This window comes from Pseudomonas sp. BN411 (assembly GCF_029871235.1).
GTDB lineage: Bacteria > Pseudomonadota > Gammaproteobacteria > Pseudomonadales > Pseudomonadaceae > Metapseudomonas.
In genome coordinates this window covers 1-25,325 of the sequence record NZ_SSOM01000072.1, presented here as the reverse complement: position 1 = coordinate 25,325, position 25,325 = coordinate 1, and the positions used below count along the sequence as shown (strand labels likewise).

Genomic DNA, 25,325 nt, shown 5'->3' with positions numbered 1-25,325 from the left:
GACGAGGTCCGAAAATGAAGACGATAAGTTCCCTGCACATGCTGCAGGGCGCTGCAGGGCTCGATAGCCAAACTATGGCAATCACTCTTGCGCGCGCCGAGCGGAAGGAACGCTGGACATTGCTCTCGCTGACCCTCCCCGGTTTCCTATTGGTATTCGTGGTATTGGCCATTCCGCTGGCCTGGCTGTTCTGGCTGTCGGCCTTTGACAGCAGTGGCGCGCTGACGCTGGCGAACTACGAACGCTTGCTGCGGCCGGTCTACATGAGCAGCTTTGTCATCACCTTCAAGGTGGCGTTCTGCGTCACCCTGATCTGTGTGCTGCTTGGCTATCCGCTGGCCTACCTGCTGTCCCAGTTGCCTGAACGGGCCAGCCAGATCTGCATGGCCTTTGTCCTGCTGCCGTTCTGGACCTCGATCCTGGTCCGCACCTATGCCTGGCTGGTACTGCTGCAGCGCCAGGGCATCATCAACAACTGGCTGTTGGACCTGGGGCTGATCGACCAGCCACTGGCGCTGGTCCATAACTTCTTTGGGACGGTGGTGGGGATGGTGCACGTGATGTTGCCTTTCCTAGTGCTGCCGCTCTACGACAAGATGAAGAATATCGATCCGCTGCTGCTGTCGGCCGCTGCAAACTGCGGTGCCACGCCATCCCAGGCATTTCGCCAGGTGTTCCTGCCGCTGTCCCTGCCGGGGCTTGCCTCCGGCATTACCCTGGTCTTCGTGCTGTGTCTCGGTTTCTACCTGACGCCGGCGCTGCTGGGTGGCGGCCGGGTGTCCATGTGGTCGATGAAGATCAGCGACACCATCGCCCTGTACGGCAACTGGGGTGCTGCCAGTGCGCTGGGTGTGGCGCTGTTGGTGGTGACCGTACTCATCCTGCTTGGAATGAGAAGAGTGTTCGGTCTCAACGACTCGGGGAGGAAAGCCTGATGCTCAATCTCAATGAAGCAGTGACACCGACCCAGATCACCCACCTGCATCGCCTTTGGCTCTATTGCCTGGTGGGTCTGATTCTTCTGTTCCTGATCATTCCTTGCCTGATCGTCATCCCCATGTCGTTCTCGGCTTCGCAGTACCTGGAGTTCCCGCCGCGGGAGTGGAGCCTGCGCTGGTATGAAGCGTATCTCGGCTCGCCGGAGTGGATGACTGCGACCTGGGTCTCCTTCAAGGTGGCGATCATCTCTACCTTGGTCGCCACGGTGCTGGGGACTCTGGCTGCCTACGGGCTGTCTCAGGTGCGGGGTGGGCTGGCGAAACTGGCCAACGGACTGATGATGCTGCCCATGTTGGTGCCGATCATCCTGGTGGCGGTGGGCGTGTTCTTCGTCTATTCGCGCACTGGCCTGAACAACACCGTCACTGGGCTCGTACTGGCCCATAGCGTACTGGCGATTCCATTCGTACTGATCGCGGTAGGCAACGGCCTGCAGGGATTCGACATGAACCAGGAGATGGCGGCTCGCAGCCTGGGAGCGTCCCGTACCTGGGCGTTCCTCACAGTGACCCTGCCGCAGATCCGTCTATCGATCTTCTCCGGCGCGCTCTTCGCTTTCATTGCGTCCTTCGATGAGGTGGTTATCGCGTTGTTCATCGTGGGCGGGGAGAGCTCGACCCTGACGCGTCGTATGTTCGCGAACATACGCGACCAGATCGACCCGACTGTGGCGGCCGTCTCCACATTGATGATCGTGCTTTCGATCCTGCTGCTGGTGGCGATGCAGTACATCAAGGGGCTGGAAAAGCGGCGACAGCGTACGTCGGCTCCTGCCTGATTGCGATTGGCTGGACTTTAGCGTGGCTTTGGCCACGCTTTTTTTTGCCCGTCGTTCTAGCTGCCGGCTCTACGTGCATTCACTATCGAACGGAACTTCGCCAAGGCGTGGGGAAAGGTGGATAGCGTCTCGTCTCCCCATTGGGCAGTGGTCCTACCTTGTTGCAAACAATCGGTACCCGTTCAGTGCTCCGCGGCTGATGCGCGCCAATTTGAGCGTCACAACGCAAATGAACGGCCTGCCATGCACTCCCAAGGATTTCTCTGAAACGCCGGTAGTCGGGGCATAGGACATTGAGTTCAAAGGTGGCTGAACAGGCCAGCCAGGGGCGAGATAGGTCAATGGGGCGGGTATCACTTTTAATTACTGGAGTCCTGCAAGCGGCAACCTGACCCTCAGGTACCGGTCGTCGTGCTCACGCCGAATGTTGCTGAGAAGAGGCCGCAACTGAGGAACGGAAGTCGTGGCGGGGGACGATTGCAAATGGAACGAGTATCCGCAGAGTGCGAATCCTCGGCTTGTTCATGGTGGTTCGGGGCAATCGGAGGGTGCAAGAGGGGACCGCCATACCGCTGGCGTGGCGCGGCATGGCGGGGTACTGCAGGGGCGAGCGGGTTACTCGAAGTAGATGGTCTTGGCGGGGTCGTAGGCGGGGGCGTCGAAGCTGATGAATAGGGCCGGTTGGCCGCCTTCGACGTAATACTTATGGGGAACGTTCTGCGGGATGGACACGTAGTCGCCAGGCTTGAGCAGGCGCTCTTCCTTAGGTGTGACTACCCGTGCACTGCCTTTCAAGAGGATCAGCGAGTGGTCGGCGTCCGGGTGGCTGTGATTTTTCAGCTCGGAAAACATTTCCACCAGATTGACGCGCTTCTCCGCTGTCTTCACCAGGGTCCAGCCGCGGTCGCTGGGATCGTTCCAGTTGGTCGGACTGGCCATGATTGCCGCCTGAGTCTTGATGACAGGGGCAGTAGCCTTATCCGGGGTGGTCAGGTCACCGCGGTCGCTGCTCTGCATGCTGATGACCGGTACGTCGAAGCCGAGTAGCAGGGGCTTGGTCTCGCCGGCCGGGGCCATCTGGTAAGTCTGTCCCGCCGGAATGGCCACATAGTCCCCGACCCCGAGGGTTCTTCGCCCATCGGCGAAGGTGAAGTCCACCTTGCCTTCGAGGACGATTAACGTGCGCTCACCCTGAGCATGCCGCACGGCCGGAGCGGTTTCATCAAGGCGGACAATGCTGGTACGGGACAGGCTGGTTGTATGCATGTCCCAGATTTCCTGGCCGAGCAACGTTTCTCCTGGTGGCGTGCTCAGCAGGTCGCTGCGGTGGACCAGAAGCAACTTGTCTTCCGCCTGTGCTGCACTCGCGGACATCAGTAAACCGAACATCAGGCTCAGCGGTGTGGCTTTAGCTAGGGTACCGATCATGCTGCATCCTCTTTCTTGTTGGTGGGGTTGGACCTTTTATGTCAATAGGGGGTTAAGGCCGCTGCGAACGACGCGGCTATGCAGCTCGCGACCAAGTGCCGCTTCGCATTCGGCGGCAACTTCGAGCATGGCTTCGAGGTCAATTCCGGTCCGAACCCCCATGGATTCGAGCAGGTTGATCCAATCCTCAGTGCTCACATTGCCGGTATGCCCTCCGCCGTACTTGACCTTGGCCGGGTGTCCGCCCACGCCGCCGAAGGCGCAGTCGTAGTAACGGACGCCGGCTTCCAGGGCCGCGACGTAATTCACCAGGCCGGTAGCGCGCGTATCGTGAAAGTGAGCGATGGGCGTGATGTTCGGGAACTCGGCAAGCACCTTGCCGAACAAGCTGCGGACGCTGTGGGGCGTCGCGACGCCGGTTGTGTCGCCCAGGGTGACGAAGCTCACCCCACGCTCGGCGAACGCCGCTACGTCCTGGAGCACACTGTTCTCATCGACCCTTCCTTCGAACGGGCAGCCGAACGCCACCGAGATGGTGCCGATCAACCGAAATCGACCATTCGCCGCGCGGGCCATCTGTTCAATGTTCTGCCACTGATCCTGACGACTGCGCTTGAGATTGCGCTGCGAATGGGACTCCGAGGCGGATACCAGCAGGCTGATCTCATTGGCGCCAAAACCCGCGTCCAGGTCAGCCAGGGCTCGTTCCACGGCACGCACATTGGCGCAGGTCGCCTTGTAGAAGACATCCTGCTGGCGATGCAGACTCGCCAGCAGGTCGCTGGCGTCGGCGAATTGGGGGATAACGGCAGGGTTGGAATAGGACGTGGCTTCTACCCGGTTGAATCCGATGCTGGCGAAACGCTCCACCAGCTTGCGCTTGGTTTCGGTGGGCAGGAAATCGGGTTCATGCTGCAGGCCATCTCGAGCGAAGCACTCGCACAGGATCACGTCTTTCATGAGGGGCGTTCCAGGGTGACGGGATGAAGTGGTTGACAATGTGAACAAAAACTACTGAGATATGGTTCACCTTGTCAACCTTATTCGGCCGTCATTTGGAGGCCGAAACCGCTGCCAATGCGGAATCCGTTCGATTGGCGCCCCGTTCCCATTGCAGGAGGAGTGAGCGATGTACACCGATTTGATGTTTTACATAGACGGGGAATGGACTGTCGGTGAGGCGGATCGCACCTCGCCGGTCATCAATCCAGCCACGGGCGAGGAAATCGGCCAATTGCCGTTGGCTTCCAGGCAGGACCTCGATGCTGCCCTTGTTGCAGCTGCGAAGGGTTTCGAGAACTGGTCAGTAACCTCGGCCTATGACCGCTCTACCATTCTTCGCCGCGCTGCTGTGTTGGTTCGTGAGCGCCATGAACACATGGCGCGCTGCATGACCCTGGACCAGGGCAAGCCCATTTCCGAGTCGACTCTCGAGGCCAAGAGCGCAGCGGACCATATCGAGTGGTACGCGGAGGAGGGGAGGCGCGCCTACGGGCGGATCGTGCCGTCGCGCAACCCTGCCGTGCGTCAACTGGTGGTACGTGAGCCCGTCGGTCCGGTCGCTGCCTTCACCCCCTGGAACTTCCCGATCAACCAGGCCGTGCGCAAGATTGCCGGCGCCCTGGCGGCCGGTTGCAGCATCATCATCAAGGCGCCTGAAGAAGCCCCAGGCTCGGTCATCGAGCTGGTTCGCTGCTTCCACGATGCGGGCGTGCCAAAGGGCGTCCTGAATCTGGTCTTCGGCGTCCCGGCCGAGGTTTCTGATTATCTGGTCCGCTCTCCTATTATTCGGAAGGTGTCGTTCACTGGCTCCACTGCTGTAGGGCGAAAGCTGGGTGCTCTTGCCGCAGAGCACCTGAAGCTGACGACCATGGAGTTGGGCGGCCATGCGCCTTTCATCGTTTGTGAGGACGCTGACCTGGACGCGGCTGCCACATTGGCCTGTGGGCTCAAATTCCGGAATGCCGGCCAAGTGTGTGCTTCGCCTTCGCGCTTTTACGTGCATGACGCGGTGTTCGAGCGCTTCTCTCGGAAATTTGCCGAGCTCGCCAGCCAGCTCAAGGTGGGTGACGGCTTCGATCCGTCTACCCAGATGGGCCCCCTGGCCAATGCACGACGCCTGACCGCCATCCAGGAGCTAGTGGCCGATGCGTCTGACCTTGGCGCTGAGGTGGTGACCGGAGGTAAGCGGATAGGGCAAAAGGGCAACTTCTTCGAGCCCACCGTACTGGCGGACACCCCTGCGGAGGCACGACTGCTTTGCGAGGAGCCCTTTGGACCAGTAGCCCCGCTGATGCGCTTCGACGACTTGGATACGGTGATCCGCCAGGCCAATGGCCTCGAATATGGCTTGGCAGCATTCGCCTTTACCGCGTCCCTGAAGACCGCTACTGAGCTTGGCAATCGCCTGCAGAGTGGCATGGTTTCGATCAACCATTTCGGTCTGGCACTGCCGGAAACACCGTTCGGTGGCATCAAGGCGAGCGGGCACGGCAGTGAGGGTGGCACTGAAGGGCTGGATGCCTATCTGACCACTAAGTTCATCAGCCAGGTTGGGTGCTGATAAGTCGCGGCAACGACCTGAGCTTAGGTCGTTGAGGGCATTTTGAAAGCGCGGGAAACCTCGCAGGCAGAGATTCGCTCAAAAAGTGAATGTCAGCTTTTGGCTGCCCTAGATTAATCGTTAATCTTTGCTCCAGGTGCGATGGGCCTAGCCAAGGGCAGATGCCCTTGGCCGAGGTTTTTGGCGGCGAAACTCGATCCAGTGAAAATTCGGCGCAGATTGGATAGGGACGTGTCGATGGCTCATCCCAGAATGAAGTAAACCTTTCGGACATTCGACAGGTTTTCCCATGTTCCGTTGAACCCGGAAGCAACTACGAAGGAGTCGCCAGCGCCGAATATGCGGCTTGCTCCAGTTGCATCAGTCAGGCGAACTGTGCCTTCCAGAATGTGGCATAGCTCGTCGTAGTCGCATGTGCAGCGCTCAAGGTGGGGACCCGCTTCCCAGATGCCCGCGACGGCCTTCTTGCCAGGCTCGACGAAGTGCCGCCACGTGGAGCTGTGGTAAGGGGCATCGACCAGGGCTGGATCGCTGATCTCGCGCTCGATGGGTACGAGCTCCGGGTTGCTGAAGGAAATGACGTGGCTGGGCAGAGTGTTGGACATGCTGGGGGCTCCGGATCAGGAATCGAAACCGATGCCAAAGGCATCGAAGGTTTTGAGCAGCAGGTCGCGATGGCCGTCTCGGTCCTCGCGTGCTAGCGAACGCTGGGCAAGCTTCACGCCGAGGTAGCGAAACGGCTCGGGCGGAAAGTGGAAGGGGGCCTTGGAGGTCATGCGCAATTCGGTTCGCTCGGTGGGTTCGCCGGCCAGCAGGTCGAGCATGTTCAGCGCTGCGAAGCGGCTGGCCGAAACGCCCTGCCCGGTGAAACCCAGGGCATAGGCCACGCGGCCCTGCATCTTGCAGCCGGTGAATAGGGTGGTGCGCGCTGAGGTGTCGATGATTCCGCCCCAGGCATGGCTGAAGCGCACTTCTCGCAATGCCGGGAAGGCCTCCTGAAACTGGAGGGCGAGCCGATTGAAGCTCTCGGGGCGCTGCGTAAGCGCTTCGTCACGGCGCCCGCCGAAGTGATAGATCGCGTCGTAGCCGCCCCAAAGGATGCGGTTGTCGGCCGTCTTGCGCAGGTAGTGGAACTGATTACCGGCGTCGGCAACACCGTGCCTATCTGTCCAGCCCACCGACGCCAACTGCGCTTCGCTGAGCGGCTCGCTGACAAGGGTGTAGTCGTAGACGGGGATTACCGTGGACGCGAGGTGGCCGAGCAGTGGCGGTGCGATGTTGGTGGCGAGGGCTACCTGGCCGGCCAGAACTTCCCCGTGGGCGGTACGTAGGCACATCTGGTCCTTACGCGCAGTGAGGTCCAGCACCGGGCTCTGTTCGAACAGTCGGATGCCCTGTTCCAGACAGACTCGGCGTAGTTCAGCGGCCAGCTTGGCTGGGTTCAACAGTGCATAGTTGGGCTCGAAGAGACCCGCACGATACAACGGCGAGTCGAGTCGCTGGGCCAGGTCGGCACCTTCCAGCCACTCGCAGTCGATGCCGAAACGCGCGTAGTTGCGCTGCATGGCGCGCAGGCCTTCGACCTGCCAGGGCTGGCTGGCGACATTGAGTTTGCCTCCCCGTTCGAACTCGGCCTGTAGGCCAAATCGCGTCAGGTCGGCGGCCAGCTCGTCGAGATTCTGCCGACCGAGGCGGATCAATCGTTCGGCTTCCATCGGCCAGCGCTTCAGAGCGTTGGAGACGCCATGGGATATGCTCGGCGCGCAGAAGCCGCCATTGCGTCCGCTGGCCTCGCCGCCGCAGTTGCGCGCCTCGACCAAGACGATGCGTGCTTCGGGCCAGCGTTGGCGGGCATGGAGCGCAGTCCACAAGCCAGTAAAGCCGCCGCCTACCACGGCCAGGTCGCACTGGAGGTCGGCTTCGAGCCTGGGGGCGACCGGCTGCGGCGCGACGGTGTCCTGCCAGAAGGGCCGCGGCTGAACCTGGTCGAGCGATGGATGAAGCAGGTGGGAATTCATGCAGGGACTCCGGCAGTATGTCGGCTGGAACTTGGTGCGTGATTGTTGTGCGAGCACTTTTTAACCGCGCTAACCGCGCCAGAGAATGCCCTGGACCTCTTTGCGGGCACGCTCGGAATTGCAGGACCGACAGCGTCGGGAAGATGGGGATGAACGATGAATGTAGAGGCAGGCTGGAGCACTTGTCTGGGCACTGAGGCCTACCAGCCGGACCCGGAGAGTGCTGCGACTCATGCAGTGGTGATGAACTACCACCGGGCTTGGCGTAGCCGCGATATCGATGCGTTATTGGCACTGCTCGATCCCCAGGTGGAGTACAACGATTTCTTCCAGGGACGCCAGATTCCCCTGGCGGAACTGAGGGACTATCTACTCAGCAGCATGCCCGCCGCCGATGATGAAACGCAGATCTATACCGATCGACTTCGGGTAGATGGCGACACGGCCTTCATCCAGTATCAGGTGACCTTGCGAGGCAGCCAGGGCCTGGCCTCATTCCGCGCCTGTGAGGCACTCAGGGTGCGTAACGGACGTGTCGTTCAAGTCGACGAGCATGCAACCCTGGTGCGCCAGACGAATGCCCTGTCCACGGTCACGACCACGCGCGGTCCGGTCAGCCGACTTGGGCTGTCGGCACGCCAGTTGGGGCAACTGGCAAAGGACCTCCAGCAGTATTTCGAGCAGCGTCAGCCCTATCTCAATGCGGACCTGGACATGTCCCAGGTGGCGACGGCTACCGGTTATACGCGAAACCAGATTTCGTTCTTTCTCAACCAAGTCCTTGGATGCAGTTTCTATCAGCACATCAATCGGCTGCGGCTGCACTGTCTGCTAAGCCAACTGGCGGACGTCAGCAGTACCCAGCGCGTGGATGAACTGGCGAAGGCTGCCGGGTTCCGCTCGCTGTCGACCTTCTACCGTTGCTTCCGAGAGGAGACCGGGTTGTCTCCGCGAGCCTATCTGGAGAGCCAGGCCAAGGACTGAGTTCGTGCGGGCACGCACGCAGGCGCAGGGCGTCTGCCCGTTTCCCACCAACCTTATGCTGTGCTCCCCGAGCAGTTCCGCCCCGTCGGTGCGGAGGCCTTACCAGGAGAACAGCATGAGTGAAACGCTCTATATCGATGGCGCCTGGCAGGCGCCGGCCGAGGGTCAATCCTTCGACGTGTACGACCCTGCCAGCGAGACCGTCATCCAGCAAGTGCCAGCGGCTACGCAGCCCGATGTCGACAAGGCCGTTCAGGCTGCGCGCCGCGCCTTCGATGAGGGAGCCTGGCCCCGCCTGAGTGGTGCCGAGCGAGCCGCTTACCTGCACGCCATGGCCGATGGCATGCGTACACGCCGAGAGCAGTTGGCGCAGCTGGAGGTCATGGACAACGGCAAGCCCCTGCCTGAGGCCCAATGGGACATCGATGATGCGATTGGCTGCTTCGAGTACTACGCCGGCCTTGCCGAAGGGTTGGACGATGCGGGAGAAGCCATCGAGTTGCCTGATGAGCGTTTCCGTTGCTGCGTACTGCGCGAGCCAATTGGTGTAGCCGGTCAGATCATTCCCTGGAACTACCCCCTGCTGATGGCCGCCTGGAAGGTCGCCCCGGCGCTGGCCGCCGGCTGCACGACCGTTCTCAAACCATCGGAGCTGACGCCTCTTACCGCCTTGGAACTGGCGGCTATCGCCGATGCCGCGGAGCTGCCCGCTGGTGTGCTGAACGTGGTTACTGGATTCGGCGCTGAGGCCGGCGCTCCGCTTTCGTCGCATCCCGGGGTGGACAAGCTTGCCTTCACCGGTAGCGTGCCCACCGGAAGGGCGATCATGCAGGCTGCCGCCCAGGACATTAAAAACGTCAGCCTGGAGCTGGGGGGTAAGTCGGCCTTCATCGTTTTCGACGACAGTGATGTCGAGGCCGCAGTGGAATGGATCCTCTTCGGCATTTTCTGGAACCAGGGGCAAGTCTGCTCGGCGACTTCCCGCCTGCTGGTTCAAGACGGCCTACATGATCGGCTGCTCGAGCGGCTTGTTGAGGAAGCTCGTCGCATCCGCATTGGTCATGGTTTGGAAAGCGGCACGCTGCTCGGTCCGTTGGTCAGCCGTGGACAGCACGAGAAGGTCCTGCAAGCCATCGCGCGCGGCCGCGAGGAAGGCGCGCGCCTTGTCAGCGGTGGCGGACGGCCGGCGCACCTGGAGAGAGGATGGTTCGTCGAACCGACGATATTTGCCGACACGCCCCTGGACAGCTCGCTGTGGTGCGACGAGATCTTCGGACCTGTACTGGCCGTGCGCCGCTTCTCCGACGAGGCTGAGGCGCTGCGCCTGGCCAACGCTAGCCGGTTCGGCCTGGCTGCGGCGGTGATGTCCGCCGATCTTGATCGCTGTGAAAGGGTCAGCCGTGCGCTGCGCGCGGGTATCGTCTGGGTCAACTGTTCCCAGCCAACCTTCACCCAGGCGCCCTGGGGCGGCTACAAGCAGAGCGGCCTAGGTCGCGAGCTCGGGGTGTGGGGGTTGAACAACTACCTGGAGGTCAAACAGGTGACCGAGTATCGCAGCCAGCAGCGCTGGGGTTGGTACTTGAAACCCTGACACCTGTGCAGCAACTGCCCGCATGTCGGCGAAGCCCGTCATGCGGGCTTTGCTATTCCATCACCCTGCAAGGTTCCGGTGGTGGCGCGGGAGGTGATTTCTCGAAGCCCCGGGTCTCCGTCATCGCCAAGCTTTCGGCCGCTTCGCGGCTCCTCCAATGGCATAATCCAGCGTCGCACGTTAGGCTCAGATCCTAGTGCTCGCTGCCTCGGGACATGGGTGACGGTTCATTTTCAGTTCTTGTCCCCTATCTGGCGGCCCCATCAACACCTGACCGAATTAGGACTATGAAGCCAGTGGCTCCTCCAGATACCGCCCCTGCCGCAGCTAGCGGAATGGATGACGCAAAGCCCACCAAGACACGTAAGCCATCGAAGAAGACGATCAAGACCAAAGAGCAGATCATCGAAGGCGCCTTGGCTTGTCTCATTGAGGATGGCGTCGCCGGTACGACCACCCGGAAGATCGCAGCGCAGGCGGACGTGCCCCTGGCGGCGCTGCACTATCACTTCTCCAGCAAGGAAAGCCTGCTGTCCGCTGTGCTCGAGTGGCTCACTGAAAAGCTGAAACACGCCATCAGCGCTGAAGCAGCCCCGTGCCGAAACCTCGCGGAGTGTATTGAGCGAGTGTTGCTGGCTGACTGGAAAATTGCTGAGCAGAACCGCGAGATCCAGACTGTCCAGTACGAGCTGACCTTGTTTGCATTACGCACTAAGGAGTCGGCTTGGCTGGCCAAGGGGCAGTACGAAGATTACCTGCGTGCCCACGAGCAGGCCTTCAGTCAGTACATCGATACATCGGACCCGCAGGAAGTGGCGCGTATCCGCGAGTTGTCGCAGCTCGCGCTGACCGGCATCGATGGCATTATCCTGCTCGATCTCGCCGCGCCCGATGAGGCCCGTTCGCAGGCTGCAGTGCGCAACCTGATCAGCTCACTGCAGAAATCCTACGGCTAACCGGCAGGGGGCGAACCCCTGCCGGCTGCTGTCACTCTGCCGCGCCTGCCAAGGCCAGACCCATGGCTTGGTATTTCGCCGGGTGCGCTCTTTTCAGGTACATGGCGCAGGCTACTCCTGCAATACCTGTAACCAGCACAAGGTAGGGGAAGGAGTGGACCACCCAGGATTCGGAACCGCTCATCAAGGTCAGGTTGTCGATCACCAGGGCAAGAAACACAGTGAGGCAGATCGCGCTGGCCCCGGGGGCGATCAGTCGTTGCCAGAGGCTGGTACCGCGTGCGTCCTTCCAGAAGAACCCAATCACTGCCAGGCAGGCCAGCACCTGCACGGCGATCATGCCGATGGTGGAGAGGGCGGCCATCCAGGAGTAGATGATCAGGTAGGGATCCTGCCCGAATCCGGCGAACGCACCCATGCACAGCATGGCCGCGATGGACTGGACCCGGCCGGCGATGTAGGGAGACCGGTGAACGCCGTGGGTACGGGCGAGGCCGCTCCAGAGCAGTTGCTCGCGTCCCATGGCGAACAGGTAGCGGGTGATGGAGTTATGGAAGGCAAGGATCGCGGCGAACATGCTGGTGAGCACGAGGATGTTCATCAGGGCCGAGGCGCCGCTGCCCAGGAGTTCGCTGCAGATCTTCAGCCACAGGTTGCCCGGATCCCGGGTCGCCATCTCCATTGCGCCTTCGATCCCGTAAGCCTGGATGATCGCCCAAGCGGAAAAGGCATAGAACAGCATGATCCCGCTGACCGCGACGTAGGTGGCACGCGGAATCGTGCGCACCGGATCCCGGGCTTCCTCGGAAAAGATCGCGGTGGCCTCGAACCCGAGGAAAGCGCAGATCGCGAAGATCAGGCCGATGCCGAGTCCGGGGGACAGGATTTGCGAGGGGGAGAATGGAGCGGCGGTGAAGCCGTTTCCATTGCCATTGGAGAGGATGATCGCGATATCGATCGCCAGGACGATGGCGGTTTCGCCGATCAGCAGGGCCGCCAGCAGTTTGCCGCTAAAGTCGATATCGCGGGCCCCGCAGAAGTGGACTACGCAGATAGTCCCGGCAACCAGGGCGAACCAGGGAATCTCAATTCCCCAATGGCTCTTCAGCGCATCGCTCAGGAAGTAACCGAAGCCGCCATACAGCGCGAACTGCACTGCGTTGTACGCGAGTAGTGCCATGAAGGCGGAACCGGCACCACACAGTGGATTGAGTCCACGGGTCACGAAGGTATAGAAAGCACCTGCGTTGCCTATGTGTCGGCTCATTGCGCAGTAGCCGACGGCGAACAGTAGGTAGATCAGGCCGGCGATCAGGAACAGGGCGGGTATACCGACGCCTCCTCCCATGGTTATCGCCAACGGCACACTACCCACCACCACGGTTAACGGCGCTGCCGCCGCAACCACGAAGAAAACGATACCTGCCACGCCAATGGCGTTCTTGCGTAAGCCTGATTGCTGCACACCGGACATCTTTTGGCTCCCGATAGTTGTTCTTTTTAGGACGAAAAGCGGTTTGGCATTCGAATGATTGCAGGCCGATTCTTCGGCCAGTATTCATTGCTTGTGTTAGTCGGTCGTGCGACCAAATCTATGTGCGAAGGTTGTTCACGTCAATGCACCTCGTACCGTTGAACATCGGATCGAGAGTGGCGATGACCCCTCGGGGTGCACCGCCGAGCATCGAGTCGTGTACTTACAGGCCGTAGGTCTCCTGGGCTCGCTCGCGGCTGAGTTTGCCTTCGGCGATATCCCGTTCGATGGCCTGGTTGTCACGCTCCTGGGGGCTACCCCAACCGCCGCCACCGGCGGTGGTGGTGATCAGGCGGTCGCCAGCCTGAACGATCAGGCGTTCCTTGGTAATGGTCTGGCTCCGGCCATCTGCCCGGATCAGCGTCAACGATGCCGGCTGACCGGCTTGGCCACCCTCGGCTCCCCAGGGGGCGAAGGAGGCGACGGTCTGCTCGCTGTAGAACACCACATCGCAGGTATCGAGGAACTCGTACTCGCGCCGGATACCCAGGCCACCACGATGCCGGCCGTTGCCGGCGGAATCTTCGGCCAGCTCCGTGCGCAGGATGCGAATGGGGTACTGACGTTCGCAGATTTCCATCGGCAGCATGGCGACGTTCCCCAGGTAGGGATCGACGGCGCTCACGCCATCACCGCGCGCGTGGCCACCCATGCCGCCGCCGAGGTCGTCCGCCATCACCACCATGCGGCCGTTGCGCGGGTGCTTGCATTCGGCGGCGAGGCTGGAGAAGCCAACGAAGGAGCCGCCCACCTGGAATTCTGGCTTGATGGCGCTGAGCGCCCGCACCAGGGTGTCGGTAATGCGCTGGGCCGCCAGGTGGCGCAGGCTAACCGCTGCGGGGAAGGCCGGATTCACCGCCGAGCCCGGTGGCAGGATGATGTCCAGCGGGCGCAGACAGCCGCCGGTTTGGTCTCCGTCCGGGTCGAAGGCCGACTTGATGGCGAAGATCACCGCGGCGATGGTAGCGGTGCGCGAGCAGTTCATCCCGCCGGCCATTTGCGTGGCGGTACCGCTGAAGTCGACGGTGATCTGGTCACCCCGCAGGCGCAGGCTCACCTCGATGCGCACGGGCTGATCATCGATACCGTCGTTATCCAGGTATCCCACCGCATGGCCAGTGCCGTCAGGCGTCGAGCGCAGCAGCGAGCGCATCCGCCGTTCCCCCTGATCCAGGCGTTCAGCCATGACCGCTACCAGCAGATCGGGCGAGTACTTCGCCAGCAGGTCCTGCATGCGTCGCACGCCCAGCTTGATGGCGGCCATCTGCGCGCGCAGATCACCGAGACTGGAATCTGCGTCACGGGTGTTGTTCGCGAAGTAGGCGAGCAGCGCGTGATTCTCGTTGTCAGCGTCGACCAGCCTGACCCAGGGGAAACGCAATCCCTCTTCATAGACCGAGCGGTTGGCGAAACCCTCCGTGCCCGGGTTGGTGCCACCGATGTCGGTGTGGTGCGCCAGGTTGCCCACCCAAGCCACAAGACGATCGCCGCTGAACACCGGGGCGAAGAGGTGGATGTCGGGCGTATGCGTGCAGCCGCGATAAGGGTCGTTGCCGATGAAAATATCCCCCGGACGGATGGTCTCGGCGGGGTGATCCTGGAGGAGCATCGGCAGGGCGACACTCATCGAACCCAGTAGGGCAGGAATCTGCGCATCCTCGGCAACCGATTCACCTGCGACGGTGAACAGGGCACAGGCGTAGTCGAGCATCTCGCGAATGATCGGCGAGTGTGCACTGCGTCGTAGCGAGTCGCCCATTTCTCCGGCCACGGCCTTGAGCGCACTGCCAACGACGGCAACGGTGATGGCGTCAGTCATTGTTGGATCTCCGAGATGATGAGGCAGCCGGTGGCCGCTACCTGGCCGGTGAAGCCGGGGTTGATGACAGTCGTGGTGTCGAACTGCTCGACAATCGCCGGGCCGTGGAAGAGCTCGCCGACCTTCAGGTCCGAACGCCAGTACACGGGGGTTTCGACGTAGCCTGAGGTCTCGGCGAACCATACTGGTCGCGCGCCCAGAGTTCTGGCAGGTTGGGGCGACGGCTGCGCTTCTCCCTGGTTGGCAAAGGCTCCTCTGCCAGTCAGGCGCGCGGCGACAATTTCCACTTCAGCGCTTGGTGCGCTATGGCCGTAGATCCGCTCATGCAGCGAGTGGAATCGCTCGATCACCCGCGGAATTTCCTGGCCACGCTCGATCGGCACGGTCACTGCGTACTCCTGGCCGGCATAGCGCATGTCCAGCGCATGCTCGAAGGAGCATTGGTCCTGTTGCATGCCATCCTCCAGCAGCAGGCGGAGCATGTCGCGCTCGAGGCCGCTCTGGACCTTGCCCAGCTCTTCGCTTTCCAGCGTTGCCGCATCCCGCAGCATAGGGGCGGTCACATCGTGGCGCAGATTCGCGGCAAGCAGTCCGCCGGCACTGAGCAGGCCGGGGAAGGGCGGAATGACCACGGTGGGAATGCTCAGGTCGCGTGCCAGCCCAACCACGCTGAATCCGCCTGCGCCCCCGGCGGCAACCAGGGCGAATTCGCGCAGGTCATCACCGTTGCGTGCGGCCGAGCGCAGGATCGCGCTGGCCATATTGGCCTCCATCAGGGAAATGATGCCCAAGGCCGTTTCCTCGACGCCAAGTCCGAGCTTGGTGGCAAGTCCAGCGATCGCTTGACGCGCTGCTTCGATATCCAGGGCCATGCTGCCGCCCAGCAGGCCGGCTGGATTCAGGCGGCCAAGCAGTGCTTGGGCATCGGTCACGGTGGGTTCGCTCCCGCCTTTGCGAAAACATGCCGGACCAGGAACGGCACCGGCGCTTCGCGGGCCCACTTGCAGCGCGCCGCCCTGGTCGATCCAGGCGATGCTGCCGCCGCCGGCGCCGATGGTTTCAATCTCGAGGTTGGGAACAGTGATCGGAATGCCGTTGGGCAGACGCATCTGCTGATGCACGCGTGGCTTGCCCTCCACGACGATGCCGATGTCTGCACTGGTACCGCCGACATCCAGCGTGACCAGGGACGAGAAACCGGCGGCCGAGCAGATCTTTTCACCGCCGATGACACCACCGGCCGGACCGGAAAGCACCAGGTGATGGGCTTTTTCTCCCACCGATCGTGCGGCAGTGCCGACGCCGCCATTGCTTTGCATGATGTAGAGCGGGCAGTTGAATCCGTTCCCCTGGAGCGTTGTTTCCAGGCGCTGAATATAAGGATCCAGCGTGGGGGCGAGCGCTGCATTCACTGCCGTGGTCGCGAACCTGGGGTACTCGCGTGCCTCCCGGGAAATCATCGACGAGCACATCACATTGATCCCGGGGGCCACTTGGCGGATGACCGCCGCGATGGCCTGTTCATGCGCGGGGTTCTCGAAGGAGAAGAGTCCGGTCACGGCAATGGATTCGACACCTTTATCAATGAGAGCGCGAACTGCGCGTTCGACCTCGACGAGATCAAGGGGCTCGATTTCACTGCCGTCCGCAGCCAGGCGCCCAGCCACTTCAATGCGCAGATCCCGGGTGATCAGCGATGGTTTGGCGGGGTGGAGGAGGTCGTAGAGGCGTTCGCGCTGCTGCGTTCCGATCTCGATGACATCTCGACAGCCGCGCGTGGCGATCAGCCCGGTCGAGGCATAGTTGCCTTCGATCACCACGTTGGTCGCGACGGTCGTGCCGTGCACGATGGCGTCGATTTCCGACGGGGAAAGACCAGCCTTGGTGGCGAGGCTCAGCACGCCCTGGACAATCGCCTTATCCGGGGATTCGGGGCACGACGGTACCTTCTCGACCATCACCACGCCGGCTATGTCGTCGATAAGCAGGCAGTCCGTGAAAGTGCCGCCGGTATCCACTCCGATTCTTCGCATTGTCGTCTCCGCTTGTTGGATTAATTAGTCGGTCGAACGACCAAAAAATACGACAACAAAACGACTGCTGCAATGGGTTTTTAATTCGGGATGGCTAGACCAGACGAGCTGCTCTGCTTCTGTACGAAAGGTGGCGATGGGCGAGAGAGGGAAATCGTGGGGAGGGCTTCGGCCACTGGCGAAGGCCTATCCATCGCAAGAGGGGCAGATTGTGGACTGCTAGGTCATGTAGGTAGCCAGGGTGTTGATGGCTTCCTCTCTACGTCTAAGGAGGACAATGGTGAATTTGCCACTGGCAGCAATCGGCCAGAAGCGGCCCTTCGAACACAACGCTCCATGGAGTTTTTTGAAGCACGTCGAGCTAAACATGGCCTAGTTCGAAGTTGCCATCTTGGCCCTGTGTGGCTAGTCCAAGCATAGCTACAGTGGATTCCAACAAACACCGATCCACTGCGAGCGACTACTCATGAACAAGCTTCTTGATTACTTCAAATTGTCCCCCCAACCGTCCAACAAACTGGTGGAACTCACCCTGCAACTGAGCAAGAAGCCGCTCTTGGCCGATCTGGCTCACCTGATCATGCTGCGGGCTTCGCAGCTCAACGGCTGTGCGTTCTGCGTGGATATGCATGTGAAAGAGGCCAAGATTCATGGCGAGCGTGAGTTGCGTCTTCACCATGTGGCTGTGTGGCGTGAATCGCCGCTGTTTTCGCCGGTCGAGCGCGCGGCGCTGGAGTGGACTGAAGCCATGACCCAACTGCCGCCCCATGGCATTCCCGACAGCCTGTATGCGAGTGTGCGTGAACAGTTTTCCGAGCAGGAGCTGTCTGACCTTTCGTTCCTGATCATCGCTATCAATGGTTGGAATCGCCTCAATGTGGCGTTTCAGGCGATCCCGGGTTCATCCGATGAGATGTTCGGTTTGACCAAGGCGAACCTCAACTGAGTGCCTTGCTGATCAACGCGCCAAGCTGCTTGCCCGGAGCAGCCGTGGCGCAGTTGGTAAAGCTCAGCAGCAGTCCCGATTGACGCTGCGCCGAGGCAGCCCAGCGCGACAACGCCTGTACTGACATGCCCTTGGCCAGCGCCTGCTCGGCCAGGGCGGTGTCGCTTACCCCGTCCGGCAAACGCAGCACCAGGTGCATGCCGCCTGGCGAGCGTTCTAGCTGCATACCTTTTGGCAAACTCTGCTCCATCGCTTCGAGGGTCAATGCCCGTCGTTCGTTGTAGAGGCGGCGCATACGTTGGATATGGCGAGTGAAATGCCCCTCGGCGATAAACTCCGCCACCAGAGCCTGAGTAATGGACGGTGAGCCCGCGGAAAACAACGCTCGCCCCACGCGTTCGAACGCCGCGACCTGCGCCTGCGGCACCACCAGATAGGCCAGGCGGATACCGGGAAACAGCACCTTGCTGAAGGTACCGGCATACAGCACTCGCCCATGGCGATCCAGGCTGGCCAGTGCCGGGAGGGGGCGACTGACATAGCGGTACTCGCCGTCGTAATCGTCCTCGACAATCCACGCGCCGCTGCAGGCGGCCCAATCTAGCAGCAGTTGCCGTCGAGGCAGCGACAGGGCCATGGAGAGTGGACTTTGATGTCCCGGCGTGACCATGGCGACCTGCGCCGCCTGGGCATGCGCAATGGCCTGCTCCACGTTCATCCCATCACCATCAACCGGCACGGCTTCCAGCTCCATACCGAACTGGCGAAGTACCTGGCGCGTAGTGGGATAGCCCGGATCTTCCACCCAGGCGCGCCCACCGGGCTGCAGCAAGGTGTGAGCGATCAGCGACAGACTGCTGCGCCAGCCGCTGGTGATAAACACCTGATGGGCACCGCAGTCGATACCTCGCGACACTTGCAGATACGAGGCGATGGCGCTGCGTAACGCCGGCAGGCCATGGGGTGCTGGATAGTCCAGATCGCCCACACGCATCCCACGCAGATACCGAGCACCGAGGCGCGCCCAAATCTTGCGTGGAAAGGCATCCAGCGCCGGCACCCCCATCTGAAACGGCAACAGCTGCGGTGGACGCCAGAGCGAATCCGGGGAGTCTTCGATCACTTCGCTGCTCACCGGCAGCGCGCGGGTCGCCAACACAGGCTTCTGCAGTTCGGGATTGACCACGGTGCCTTTCTGCCCGAGCGCCAGTAGGTAACCCTCACTGGTCAGTAGCGAATAGGCCAGCTCGATGGTGCCACGTGCCACCCCCAGCTCCTTGGCCATGGCACGCGCCGACGGCAAGCGATCACCGGGCGCCAGCGTGCCAGCGGCAATGGCGGCCAGTACGCGGTCGTAGAGTTGACGATACAGCGGCGAGCCAGGTTGCTCATTCAGGGGCGCAAAAGACGGAGCGGGAGTAGTCATCATGGCCTAGTTCATATCCCATTTCTTGGCTCAATCAAGTGGGGCAATGGTAGTCCAAGATAGCGCCATCACCTACTCACTGAGACCAACTCCCCATGACGTTCACCCTCCACAACTTCGTACCCAGCGTGCTCGACCTGGCGGACACGGCCCTGCGCCCCCTGGATACCCTCCACGACCTGCGCATCGCCTTCCCAGTGATGCAGCAACTGCGCCCTCACCTGACTAGCGAGGCCGACTTCATCAGCCGCATCGAGCGTATGCGCGCCGAGGGTTATCGCCTGGTTGGCGCGTTCGACGCGGGCCGTCTCGCGGGGTTAGCGGGTTATCGCCTGCAGGAAAACCTGATTTACGGCGCCTTCCTGTATGTCGACGACCTGGTGACCACAGAGGCGCTGCGGGGCGGCCAGTGGGGCTCACGGCTTTTACAAGCGCTGGAGCGACTGGCCCGCGCCAGCGGTTGCGCACGCCTGGTGCTCGACACCGGTTTGGCCAACGCCCGGGCCCAACGTTTCTACTTCCGCGAAGGCCTGTACACCGGTGCACTGCGCTTTCAAAAACAGTTCGATACGCCATAACCCGCGCCACGTATCCAAGGAGGCAACAGCATGACGTCGTCCCCGCAGCCACTCGCTCCTTTGCGAATTCTTCGCCTGGTCGCCAGCCCCAACGGTAGCGCCTCGGAAAGTCTGAAACTGTCCCAGCAGATTCTGTTTTCCCTGGCTATCAAGGCCGGTAGACGCGGTATCGAGCTGACCGATTTCGACCTCAACACGTTGGCCGTTGTCGACGCGTCGTACGCCCAGACCCTGGCCAATCAGAGCGTGGTCGTCGCCAGGAAGCAGGGGGACGCATTGGACCGTTCCGACGAGCTGATCGAGCGACTTCAGGTTTGCGATGCACTGCTGATTGCCACGCCGATGCACAACTACAGCGTGCCCGCTCCGCTCAAGGCCTGGATCGATCATGTAGTACGCGTCGGCAAAACGTTCCTGCCCACCGCCAGAGGCAAAGTCGGAACACTGACGGATCGACCGGTTTATGTCGCTGTAGCGAGCGGCGGCTACATCAGCGGCCAAAACGCTCGCCAACCCGACTTTCTTCGCCCCTACCTGTCGGCCGTGCTCGCCACCATCGGTCTCAATGACGTGCATTACTTCACTGTTGAAGGTACGGCCAGGGGAATGGAGTCACTGACTGCGGGACGGGAGGCGGGGTACGCCGAAGTCCAGGCGTTCTTTTGCAGGGAATTGAAAATGGCGGTTTAGGGGTTGTCTCTGAAATCTTCGGCTGCGAACGATCGGTGAAGGGCCATCGCTAGACACGGCAGTTGGCGAGATGCGAACGCCTGCGCTGATTTCATGCACAGAGGAACAGAACACAGCCACGTGGTCTTGCAGTTCTGTATGCCAAAGCAACAGCGTTTGTTTAGGCCAACGCGTTTCTAACCGCTAACGCTGCATCAAATATGGATCGCTCCTCATAGGGAGCGAATCCCAGCAAAAAACCGGTAGATACCGGTGCCTGGTAAAACCGCGCTAGCGGCATTACATCAACGTTGGCCTCTTCGATTCGGCGGCACGCCTCCGACTCGCTGCCGCCCAGCAACGAGCAGGCGATGTCCAGACCTGCACGAATCTCCGGTACTTCGATCAAGCCCTGCCAATACTGCTGCGCTGCGCAACTGAGCGCTTCAGCACGCAGTGAATAGAGTTTGCGCATGCGTCTGACATGTCGTTCGAAATGTCCGTGGTCGAAAAATGCTGCCAGTACAGCCTGACTCAGGCTGTTAGGGTGTCGCGAGGTCAACGCCACTGCTCGGGTGAACATGTCTACCAGATGTGGCGGAAGCGCCAGATACGCCAGGCGAGCGGACGGAAACAGCAACTTGCTGAACGTACCGGCAAGGATCACCGAATCATCGGTGCCAGCCATGGCGCGTAATGCGGGAATGGGCTTGGCGATGAATCGAAACTCGCTGTCGTAGTCATCCTCGATTACATAGGCCCCGCATGCGCTGGCCCAACGCAGCAATGCGAGTCTTCTGGCTGGAGACAGTTCGTGACCTGTTGGCATTTGCCGCGACGGCGTCACATAAACCAGTTCGGCCTGGGGGGCAGCCTGTATGCCCTGCTCGACACGCATACCCTGTTGATCCACCGGCACGTCCACCACCTTGCAACCTGCGACAGTCATAAGCTGACGTACCATCGGATAGCCCGGATCCTCCATCCAGACTGTGCCCCCGGGCCTTGCCAGCAGGCGCAGACATAAGTCGATTCCCTGTTGCACGCTACTGAGCACCACGATTTGATCCGCCGAAACGCGCACACCTCGCGCGGAGCCCAGATATTCGGCAATGGCGCCGCGCAAACTCGGCAAACCGGCAGGGTCGTAATCAAGCAGCGTCTGCACTTTGGAACTGCGCATCTGCTGGATATGCAACTTGCGCCACAGGTCAATCGGGAATGAATGAACGTCGCCACGCATTGGGAAAAAAGGGCGAAGGCCAGGAGCGACTTCGCGCCTGACGAACTCTGGAGTGGCAGCTTTTAGCCGCTCCATCCAATCCGTGACTGGCGGCGTTCGCCGTACAGGGACTTGCACCCCATCACGTCGTTGCTGGGAAAAGGCTCGAAGTTTCGCATCGGGGAGCTCAACGCACACGCGGGTGCCACTGCCTGTTTGGCTGACCACATAGCCCTCCGATAAAAGCTGCTGGTATGCAGCCTGTACCGTCCCACGTGCAAGTCCCAGGTGGGCGGCCAACGACCGGCTTCCCGGAAGCTTACTGCCCGCAGACAAACGCCCGCAAAGCATCGCCTCGCGCAGCTCTAGATACAGCCACTGCTGAAGATTGACGACCGCAGCAGGCCTATCACACGGTAATGCCATTGCCCCAAACAGGGCCGCGTCAGATGGCATGAGCACCTCAAAAGTGGATCAGCGTTTCAGGCTATTAGTGGATCAATACCATAGGTCGCTTTATGACCACAATTGGTTCCAAGCGCAGGTATACGCCGCACACCAAGAGCACCCAGGACCGTGTGCTCTTGGTGCGAGCCGATTTCAGGTTCCGCTCGGGTAAACGCTCAATCGCCTCGGCAGCGGCAATCCGCATGTCGCGCTCTCTTCATTGCCTCAAAACAAAGGAAAAGAAACTCATGAGTCGCCTCAATTGGTTCGAAACTTCGCCTGGTGCAGCCAAGTCTCTTGGAGGTCTGCATCATTTCGTGACCACCGCTACCAATTTGCCGGCCCCGCTGATCCACCTGGTGTTTCTCAGAGTGTCTCAAATCAATGGCTGCGCCCACTGCATCGATCTGCACTCGCGTGATCTGATCAAAGAAGGTATGTCGGTGGACAAGGTGCTGTTAGTGCCGGTATGGCATGAAGCGCAATACTTGTTCTCGGATCAGGAGCGCTCGGCATTGGCCTGGGCAGAGGAAGTCACGCGGGTCAGCGAGACACATGTATCCGACGAAGCCTATGCAGCAGCATCGGCGATGTTTACAGAAAAGGATCTGGTCGACCTGACAGCGGCCATCGCCGCGATGAACGCTTTCAATCGTATGGGCGTCAGCTTCCGTCTAAAGCCTGCCGCTAAAGCTTGATGGCATAGACATCCGACATGCAAAAGCAATACTTCAACGACGGCACCTAGATCGCATTGCCTAAGGTCTGCTTCTGGCCGGTTAGCGCCCCTTGCTCTGGCTGGCCATCCTTGTCCTCCCTCATGTGGAGGACAAGCCATGAACACCACCATCATCACCTGCAACCATCAACCCTGGAACAAAGGAAAGCTAGTCGGGCAGAAAGCCCCGCTCCGGCTCAGCGATATATGGGCCATCCGGGTAAGGCTCCAGATTGCGGAGAAAACCCGGGATCTGGCTCTATTCGACTTGGCCATCGACAGCAAGCTGCGAGCCTGCGACTTAACCAAGCTTCGTGTGCGGGACATAGCCCATGGAGAACACGTGTCGCCGCGAGCCATCGTGATGCAGCAGAAAACCCAACGACCAGTGCAGTTCGAGATCACAGAGCAAACCCGGGTGGCTTTGGCGGTCTGGATACATCAGGCCCAGCTCCGCAGCGACGATTGCCTGTTTCCGAGTCGGTTGCGAAGCTCAGATCATCTCTCCACCAGGCAATATGCCCGCATCGTCAAAGCCTGGGTGACAGCCATTGGCCTTGATCCGGCGATGTACGGCACCCACACGCTGCGGCGTACGAAGGCAACCTTGATCTACCGCAGGACGAAGAACCTGAGGGCAGTCCAACTCCTGCTCGGCCATACGAAGCTAGAAAGCACCGTCCGATACCTGGGAATTGAGGTCGATGACGCCTTGGAAATGGCGGAACAGACCGAGGTCTGACCATGCATAGCGACGGCCGAAGCCAGACCGTCGCTATCCGGCCAGGAGCGGTCATTTACGATGGAATCCGCACGCCATCGATTTCTACTTCTCCCCGGCCTTATGCTGTTCGAATCCATGGGTGCTCACATATCCTCTATCGCCCATTTGACGATGCTTTTCTCAAACCGACTCAGGTGTGAGTATTCCAGTCGTGGTGCCCATTGCTTGAGCTTTTCCATTAGCTGGGTCATACCCTCGGCGGGCAGTATGGCGCTTTTGAACTTCGTCGAAATCTGCGTGGGAATCCCGTACTCGTCCAGCGCAGTGAGAAGAGGGTCGTTGAACAGGTTTTCAAGCTGCTCAGCCAAGAAGCCGAAATCACCCGGTTCAATACCTATTCGGGTGAAAACGTCAGCTTGAATTTTACTCAATGCCATGATGTCGCGTGGAAGGCGGTACGAGATCACGTTCCGAATAAACTTCAGGCGCTGGCCAATCGACTCGCTTGGGGTGCGATCTGTGAGGTCTTCATCAATGGCTTGTTGGAGGTAGGCCTGGAAATCCTTCTGTGCCCTGAGCGCATTGATGTGCCACGCCAGTTGCAGGCCGGAGTGGATATTGAATTCCTGCAGTTTGTGTGGGAGGTGATCGTAGATGAGGGTGAATCGCCCCGGCTTTCCTAGACACTCTCCAAGCTCTGGAAATAGCGCTTTTCAAACTCCACTGGCGATAGCTGCATAGCGCTGCTGTGCCGGCGTTTGGGGTTATAAAACATCTCGATGTAATCGAACACATCACTCCGAGCTTCTTCGCGGGTGCCGTAGGTCTTCCGTCGGATGCGTTCCCGTTTCAGCAACTGAAAAAAGCTTTCCGCTACCGCGTTGTCGTGGCAGTTGCCGCGTCGGCTCATGCTGCTGATCAGGTTGTTGGCCTTGAGGAAACTCTGCCAATCCGAGCTGCTGAACTGGCTGCCCTGGTCGGAGTGGATCATCACTTCCTGCTTGGGCTTGCGCCGCCAGACCGCCATCAACAGGGCATCGATGGCCAGGTCGCTGCACATCCGTGGCTTCATCGACCAGCCGATCACCTGGCGTGAAAACAGATCCAGCACCACCGCCAAATACAACCAACCCTCATAGGTGCGGATGTAGGTGATGTCGGTGACCCAGACCTTGTTCGGTTCACTGACGTTGAACTGCCGCTCCAGGCGATTGGGCGAAGCTACCGTTGGCCGGCCGCCGTAATAGCCGGGGCGCCGACGATAGCCGGTCTGCGAGCGCAGCCCTTCTCCCCGCATCAGGCGAGCCACGCGGTGCCGGCCACAGGACTCTCCCAGCTCACGCAGGTCGTCGTGAATCTTGCGATAGCCGTAGACCCCACCGCTTTCCAGCCAGGCATGTTTGATCAACCCGAGCAGGCGCTGATCTTCCTTGGCGCGTACGGATTTCGGCTCGGCCAGCCAGGCGTAGTAACCGCTGGGATGCACTTTCAGGGTCTGGCAGAGACGCCGTACCGGGTACTCCACCGACAGCTTGCTGATGAAGGCGTACTTCAGCCGGACTCCTTGGCAAAGTACGCGGCGGCCTTTTTTAGGATGTCTCGCTCTTCGGTCACTCGCTTGAGTTCGGCGCGTAGACGACGCAGTTCGGCCTGCTGATCATCTTCTTGCTGCCGCTGCGCCTGGGGCTTGCCGTAGCGCTTGATCCAGGCATACAGGCTGTGCACCGACATGCCTAACCGCGCTGCCACCTCGGCTACGGGGAGGCCGCGCTCGGTCACTTGCTTGACCGCTTCGATTTTGAATTCTTCGGGGTAACGCTGGTTGCTCATGGCACCTCCTAACGGGCCTCATTATGAGGCTTGGAGGTGTCTACGAAACTAGGGGCGATTCA

At 60.7% G+C, this 25,325-nt stretch carries 22 protein-coding genes; 11 read left to right on the top strand and 11 right to left on the bottom strand.

The genetic code is table 11. The features are described from left to right. Positions 1-74: 74 nt before the first annotated feature. Together E8F06_RS17815 and E8F06_RS17810 are read left to right on the top strand one after the other, a co-directional pair. The gene (locus tag E8F06_RS17815) at positions 75-935 is read left to right on the top strand and encodes an ABC transporter permease (protein ID WP_280349782.1); all 861 of its coding nucleotides are present in this window, start codon (positions 75-77) and stop codon (positions 933-935) included. Further along, positions 935-1,777 carry an ABC transporter permease gene (locus E8F06_RS17810; protein WP_280369665.1) on the top strand — a complete coding sequence of 281 codons (843 nt, stop codon included), beginning with the start codon at positions 935-937 and terminating at the stop codon, positions 1,775-1,777. The genes E8F06_RS17815 and E8F06_RS17810 overlap by 1 nt, the downstream gene beginning before the upstream one ends. A gap of 615 nt (positions 1,778-2,392) precedes the next feature. Here E8F06_RS17810 and E8F06_RS17805 read toward each other — a convergent pair. Both E8F06_RS17805 and E8F06_RS17800 read right to left on the bottom strand, forming a co-directional pair. After that, positions 2,393-3,205: a cupin domain-containing protein gene (locus E8F06_RS17805; protein WP_280369664.1), complete on the bottom strand. Its 813-nt coding sequence runs from the start codon at positions 3,203-3,205 to the stop codon at positions 2,393-2,395. A gap of 36 nt (positions 3,206-3,241) precedes the next feature. Beyond that, complete coding sequence (locus E8F06_RS17800; RefSeq protein WP_280349785.1) at positions 3,242-4,165, bottom strand: hydroxymethylglutaryl-CoA lyase; 924 nt, start codon at positions 4,163-4,165, stop codon at positions 3,242-3,244. A gap of 169 nt (positions 4,166-4,334) precedes the next feature. Here E8F06_RS17800 and E8F06_RS17795 point away from each other — a divergent pair, with 169 nt between their 5' ends. Continuing rightward, a complete protein-coding gene (locus tag E8F06_RS17795) occupies positions 4,335-5,768 on the top strand; it encodes an NAD-dependent succinate-semialdehyde dehydrogenase (RefSeq protein WP_280369662.1) in 1,434 nt (477 codons plus the stop codon). Positions 5,769-6,010: 242 nt separating this feature from the next. Here the strand turns inward: E8F06_RS17795 and E8F06_RS17790 are convergent, their stop codons facing one another. Together E8F06_RS17790 and E8F06_RS17785 are read right to left on the bottom strand one after the other, a co-directional pair. Continuing rightward, on the bottom strand, positions 6,011-6,373 hold the full coding sequence (locus E8F06_RS17790) for a cupin domain-containing protein (RefSeq protein WP_280369659.1): 363 nt from the start codon (positions 6,371-6,373) through the stop codon (positions 6,011-6,013). Between the two features lie 15 nt (positions 6,374-6,388). After that, entirely contained in the window at positions 6,389-7,786 is a 1,398-nt protein-coding gene (locus E8F06_RS17785; RefSeq protein ID WP_280369657.1) for an FAD-dependent oxidoreductase, read from the bottom strand. Between the two features lie 156 nt (positions 7,787-7,942). On the opposite strand from E8F06_RS17785, the gene E8F06_RS17780 reads away from it, so the two are divergent. The 3 genes from E8F06_RS17780 to E8F06_RS17770 all read left to right on the top strand — a co-directional run bounded on the left by E8F06_RS17780 (position 7,943) and on the right by E8F06_RS17770 (position 11,317). After that, entirely contained in the window at positions 7,943-8,770 is an 828-nt protein-coding gene (locus E8F06_RS17780) for a nuclear transport factor 2 family protein (RefSeq protein WP_280369655.1), read from the top strand. Between the two features lie 115 nt (positions 8,771-8,885). Then, positions 8,886-10,361 (top strand): aldehyde dehydrogenase family protein, encoded by a 1,476-nt coding sequence (locus E8F06_RS17775; protein WP_280369653.1) that lies wholly within the window; start codon positions 8,886-8,888, stop codon positions 10,359-10,361. A gap of 335 nt (positions 10,362-10,696) precedes the next feature. Beyond that, a complete protein-coding gene (locus tag E8F06_RS17770; protein WP_280349791.1) occupies positions 10,697-11,317 on the top strand; it encodes a TetR/AcrR family transcriptional regulator in 621 nt (206 codons plus the stop codon). A 31-nt stretch (positions 11,318-11,348) separates the two neighbouring features. Here the strand turns inward: E8F06_RS17770 and E8F06_RS17765 are convergent, their stop codons facing one another. The 3 genes from E8F06_RS17765 to E8F06_RS17755 form a co-directional block, all read right to left on the bottom strand. After that, complete coding sequence (locus E8F06_RS17765; protein WP_280369650.1) at positions 11,349-12,791, bottom strand: APC family permease; 1,443 nt, start codon at positions 12,789-12,791, stop codon at positions 11,349-11,351. Between the two features lie 223 nt (positions 12,792-13,014). Then, positions 13,015-14,670 (bottom strand): hydantoinase B/oxoprolinase family protein, encoded by a 1,656-nt coding sequence (locus E8F06_RS17760; protein ID WP_280369648.1) that lies wholly within the window; start codon positions 14,668-14,670, stop codon positions 13,015-13,017. Next, on the bottom strand, positions 14,667-16,703 hold the full coding sequence (locus E8F06_RS17755; protein ID WP_280369646.1) for a hydantoinase/oxoprolinase family protein: 2,037 nt from the start codon (positions 16,701-16,703) through the stop codon (positions 14,667-14,669). Before E8F06_RS17755 ends, E8F06_RS17760 begins: the two co-directional genes overlap by 4 nt. Before the next feature lie 466 nt (positions 16,704-17,169). On the opposite strand from E8F06_RS17755, the gene E8F06_RS17750 reads away from it, so the two are divergent. Continuing rightward, positions 17,170-17,649, top strand: coding sequence for a carboxymuconolactone decarboxylase family protein (locus E8F06_RS17750; protein ID WP_280369644.1), 480 nt, complete (start codon positions 17,170-17,172; stop codon positions 17,647-17,649). On the opposite strand, the gene E8F06_RS17745 is transcribed toward E8F06_RS17750, so the two are convergent. Further along, complete coding sequence (locus tag E8F06_RS17745; RefSeq protein ID WP_280369642.1) at positions 17,642-19,078, bottom strand: PLP-dependent aminotransferase family protein; 1,437 nt, start codon at positions 19,076-19,078, stop codon at positions 17,642-17,644. The two genes, E8F06_RS17750 and E8F06_RS17745, sit on opposite strands and share 8 nt — an antisense overlap. A gap of 92 nt (positions 19,079-19,170) precedes the next feature. On the opposite strand from E8F06_RS17745, the gene E8F06_RS17740 reads away from it, so the two are divergent. Then, complete coding sequence (locus E8F06_RS17740; protein WP_280369640.1) at positions 19,171-19,653, top strand: GNAT family N-acetyltransferase; 483 nt, start codon at positions 19,171-19,173, stop codon at positions 19,651-19,653. A gap of 30 nt (positions 19,654-19,683) precedes the next feature. Continuing rightward, the gene (locus tag E8F06_RS17735; protein WP_280369638.1) at positions 19,684-20,343 is read left to right on the top strand and encodes an NAD(P)H-dependent oxidoreductase; all 660 of its coding nucleotides are present in this window, start codon (positions 19,684-19,686) and stop codon (positions 20,341-20,343) included. A 160-nt stretch (positions 20,344-20,503) separates the two neighbouring features. On the opposite strand, the gene E8F06_RS17730 is transcribed toward E8F06_RS17735, so the two are convergent. Continuing rightward, a complete protein-coding gene (locus tag E8F06_RS17730; protein WP_280369739.1) occupies positions 20,504-21,970 on the bottom strand; it encodes a PLP-dependent aminotransferase family protein in 1,467 nt (488 codons plus the stop codon). A 269-nt stretch (positions 21,971-22,239) separates the two neighbouring features. Here E8F06_RS17730 and E8F06_RS17725 point away from each other — a divergent pair, with 269 nt between their 5' ends. Together E8F06_RS17725 and E8F06_RS17720 are read left to right on the top strand one after the other, a co-directional pair. After that, positions 22,240-22,689: a carboxymuconolactone decarboxylase family protein gene (locus E8F06_RS17725; RefSeq protein ID WP_280369636.1), complete on the top strand. Its 450-nt coding sequence runs from the start codon at positions 22,240-22,242 to the stop codon at positions 22,687-22,689. Between the two features lie 138 nt (positions 22,690-22,827). After that, complete coding sequence (locus E8F06_RS17720; protein ID WP_280369634.1) at positions 22,828-23,451, top strand: tyrosine-type recombinase/integrase; 624 nt, start codon at positions 22,828-22,830, stop codon at positions 23,449-23,451. 125 nt (positions 23,452-23,576) lie between these two features. On the opposite strand, the gene E8F06_RS17715 is transcribed toward E8F06_RS17720, so the two are convergent. Next, complete coding sequence (locus tag E8F06_RS17715; protein WP_280369632.1) at positions 23,577-23,870, bottom strand: hypothetical protein; 294 nt, start codon at positions 23,868-23,870, stop codon at positions 23,577-23,579. Between the two features lie 242 nt (positions 23,871-24,112). After that, positions 24,113-25,263 (bottom strand): IS3 family transposase gene (locus tag E8F06_RS17710; protein ID WP_280363247.1). Its coding sequence is split into 2 segments (ribosomal slippage): positions 24,113-25,020 and positions 25,020-25,263, totalling 1,152 coding nucleotides; the frame shifts between segments, so codons are not numbered across the junction. Between the last annotated feature and the right edge of the window lie 62 nt (positions 25,264-25,325).

What these genes read in the sequence shown, in the direction of transcription:
- E8F06_RS17815 (WP_280349782.1), top strand. Translation starts at nt 75, where the DNA reads ATGGCAATCACTCTTGCGCGCGCCGAGCGGAAGGAACGCTGGACATTG.
- E8F06_RS17810 (WP_280369665.1), top strand. Translation starts at nt 935, where the DNA reads ATGCTCAATCTCAATGAAGCAGTGACACCGACCCAGATCACCCACCTG.
- E8F06_RS17805 (WP_280369664.1), bottom strand. Translation starts at nt 3,205, where the DNA reads ATGATCGGTACCCTAGCTAAAGCCACACCGCTGAGCCTGATGTTCGGT.
- E8F06_RS17800 (WP_280349785.1), bottom strand. Translation starts at nt 4,165, where the DNA reads ATGAAAGACGTGATCCTGTGCGAGTGCTTCGCTCGAGATGGCCTGCAG.
- E8F06_RS17795 (WP_280369662.1), top strand. Translation starts at nt 4,335, where the DNA reads ATGTACACCGATTTGATGTTTTACATAGACGGGGAATGGACTGTCGGT.
- E8F06_RS17790 (WP_280369659.1), bottom strand. Translation starts at nt 6,373, where the DNA reads ATGTCCAACACTCTGCCCAGCCACGTCATTTCCTTCAGCAACCCGGAG.
- E8F06_RS17785 (WP_280369657.1), bottom strand. Translation starts at nt 7,786, where the DNA reads ATGAATTCCCACCTGCTTCATCCATCGCTCGACCAGGTTCAGCCGCGG.
- E8F06_RS17780 (WP_280369655.1), top strand. Translation starts at nt 7,943, where the DNA reads ATGAATGTAGAGGCAGGCTGGAGCACTTGTCTGGGCACTGAGGCCTAC.
- E8F06_RS17775 (WP_280369653.1), top strand. Translation starts at nt 8,886, where the DNA reads ATGAGTGAAACGCTCTATATCGATGGCGCCTGGCAGGCGCCGGCCGAG.
- E8F06_RS17770 (WP_280349791.1), top strand. Translation starts at nt 10,697, where the DNA reads ATGGATGACGCAAAGCCCACCAAGACACGTAAGCCATCGAAGAAGACG.
- E8F06_RS17765 (WP_280369650.1), bottom strand. Translation starts at nt 12,791, where the DNA reads ATGTCCGGTGTGCAGCAATCAGGCTTACGCAAGAACGCCATTGGCGTG.
- E8F06_RS17760 (WP_280369648.1), bottom strand. Translation starts at nt 14,670, where the DNA reads ATGACTGACGCCATCACCGTTGCCGTCGTTGGCAGTGCGCTCAAGGCC.
- E8F06_RS17755 (WP_280369646.1), bottom strand. Translation starts at nt 16,703, where the DNA reads ATGCGAAGAATCGGAGTGGATACCGGCGGCACTTTCACGGACTGCCTG.
- E8F06_RS17750 (WP_280369644.1), top strand. Translation starts at nt 17,170, where the DNA reads ATGAACAAGCTTCTTGATTACTTCAAATTGTCCCCCCAACCGTCCAAC.
- E8F06_RS17745 (WP_280369642.1), bottom strand. Translation starts at nt 19,078, where the DNA reads ATGATGACTACTCCCGCTCCGTCTTTTGCGCCCCTGAATGAGCAACCT.
- E8F06_RS17740 (WP_280369640.1), top strand. Translation starts at nt 19,171, where the DNA reads ATGACGTTCACCCTCCACAACTTCGTACCCAGCGTGCTCGACCTGGCG.
- E8F06_RS17735 (WP_280369638.1), top strand. Translation starts at nt 19,684, where the DNA reads ATGACGTCGTCCCCGCAGCCACTCGCTCCTTTGCGAATTCTTCGCCTG.
- E8F06_RS17730 (WP_280369739.1), bottom strand. Translation starts at nt 21,970, where the DNA reads ATGGCATTACCGTGTGATAGGCCTGCTGCGGTCGTCAATCTTCAGCAG.
- E8F06_RS17725 (WP_280369636.1), top strand. Translation starts at nt 22,240, where the DNA reads ATGAGTCGCCTCAATTGGTTCGAAACTTCGCCTGGTGCAGCCAAGTCT.
- E8F06_RS17720 (WP_280369634.1), top strand. Translation starts at nt 22,828, where the DNA reads ATGAACACCACCATCATCACCTGCAACCATCAACCCTGGAACAAAGGA.
- E8F06_RS17715 (WP_280369632.1), bottom strand. Translation starts at nt 23,870, where the DNA reads ATGGCATTGAGTAAAATTCAAGCTGACGTTTTCACCCGAATAGGTATT.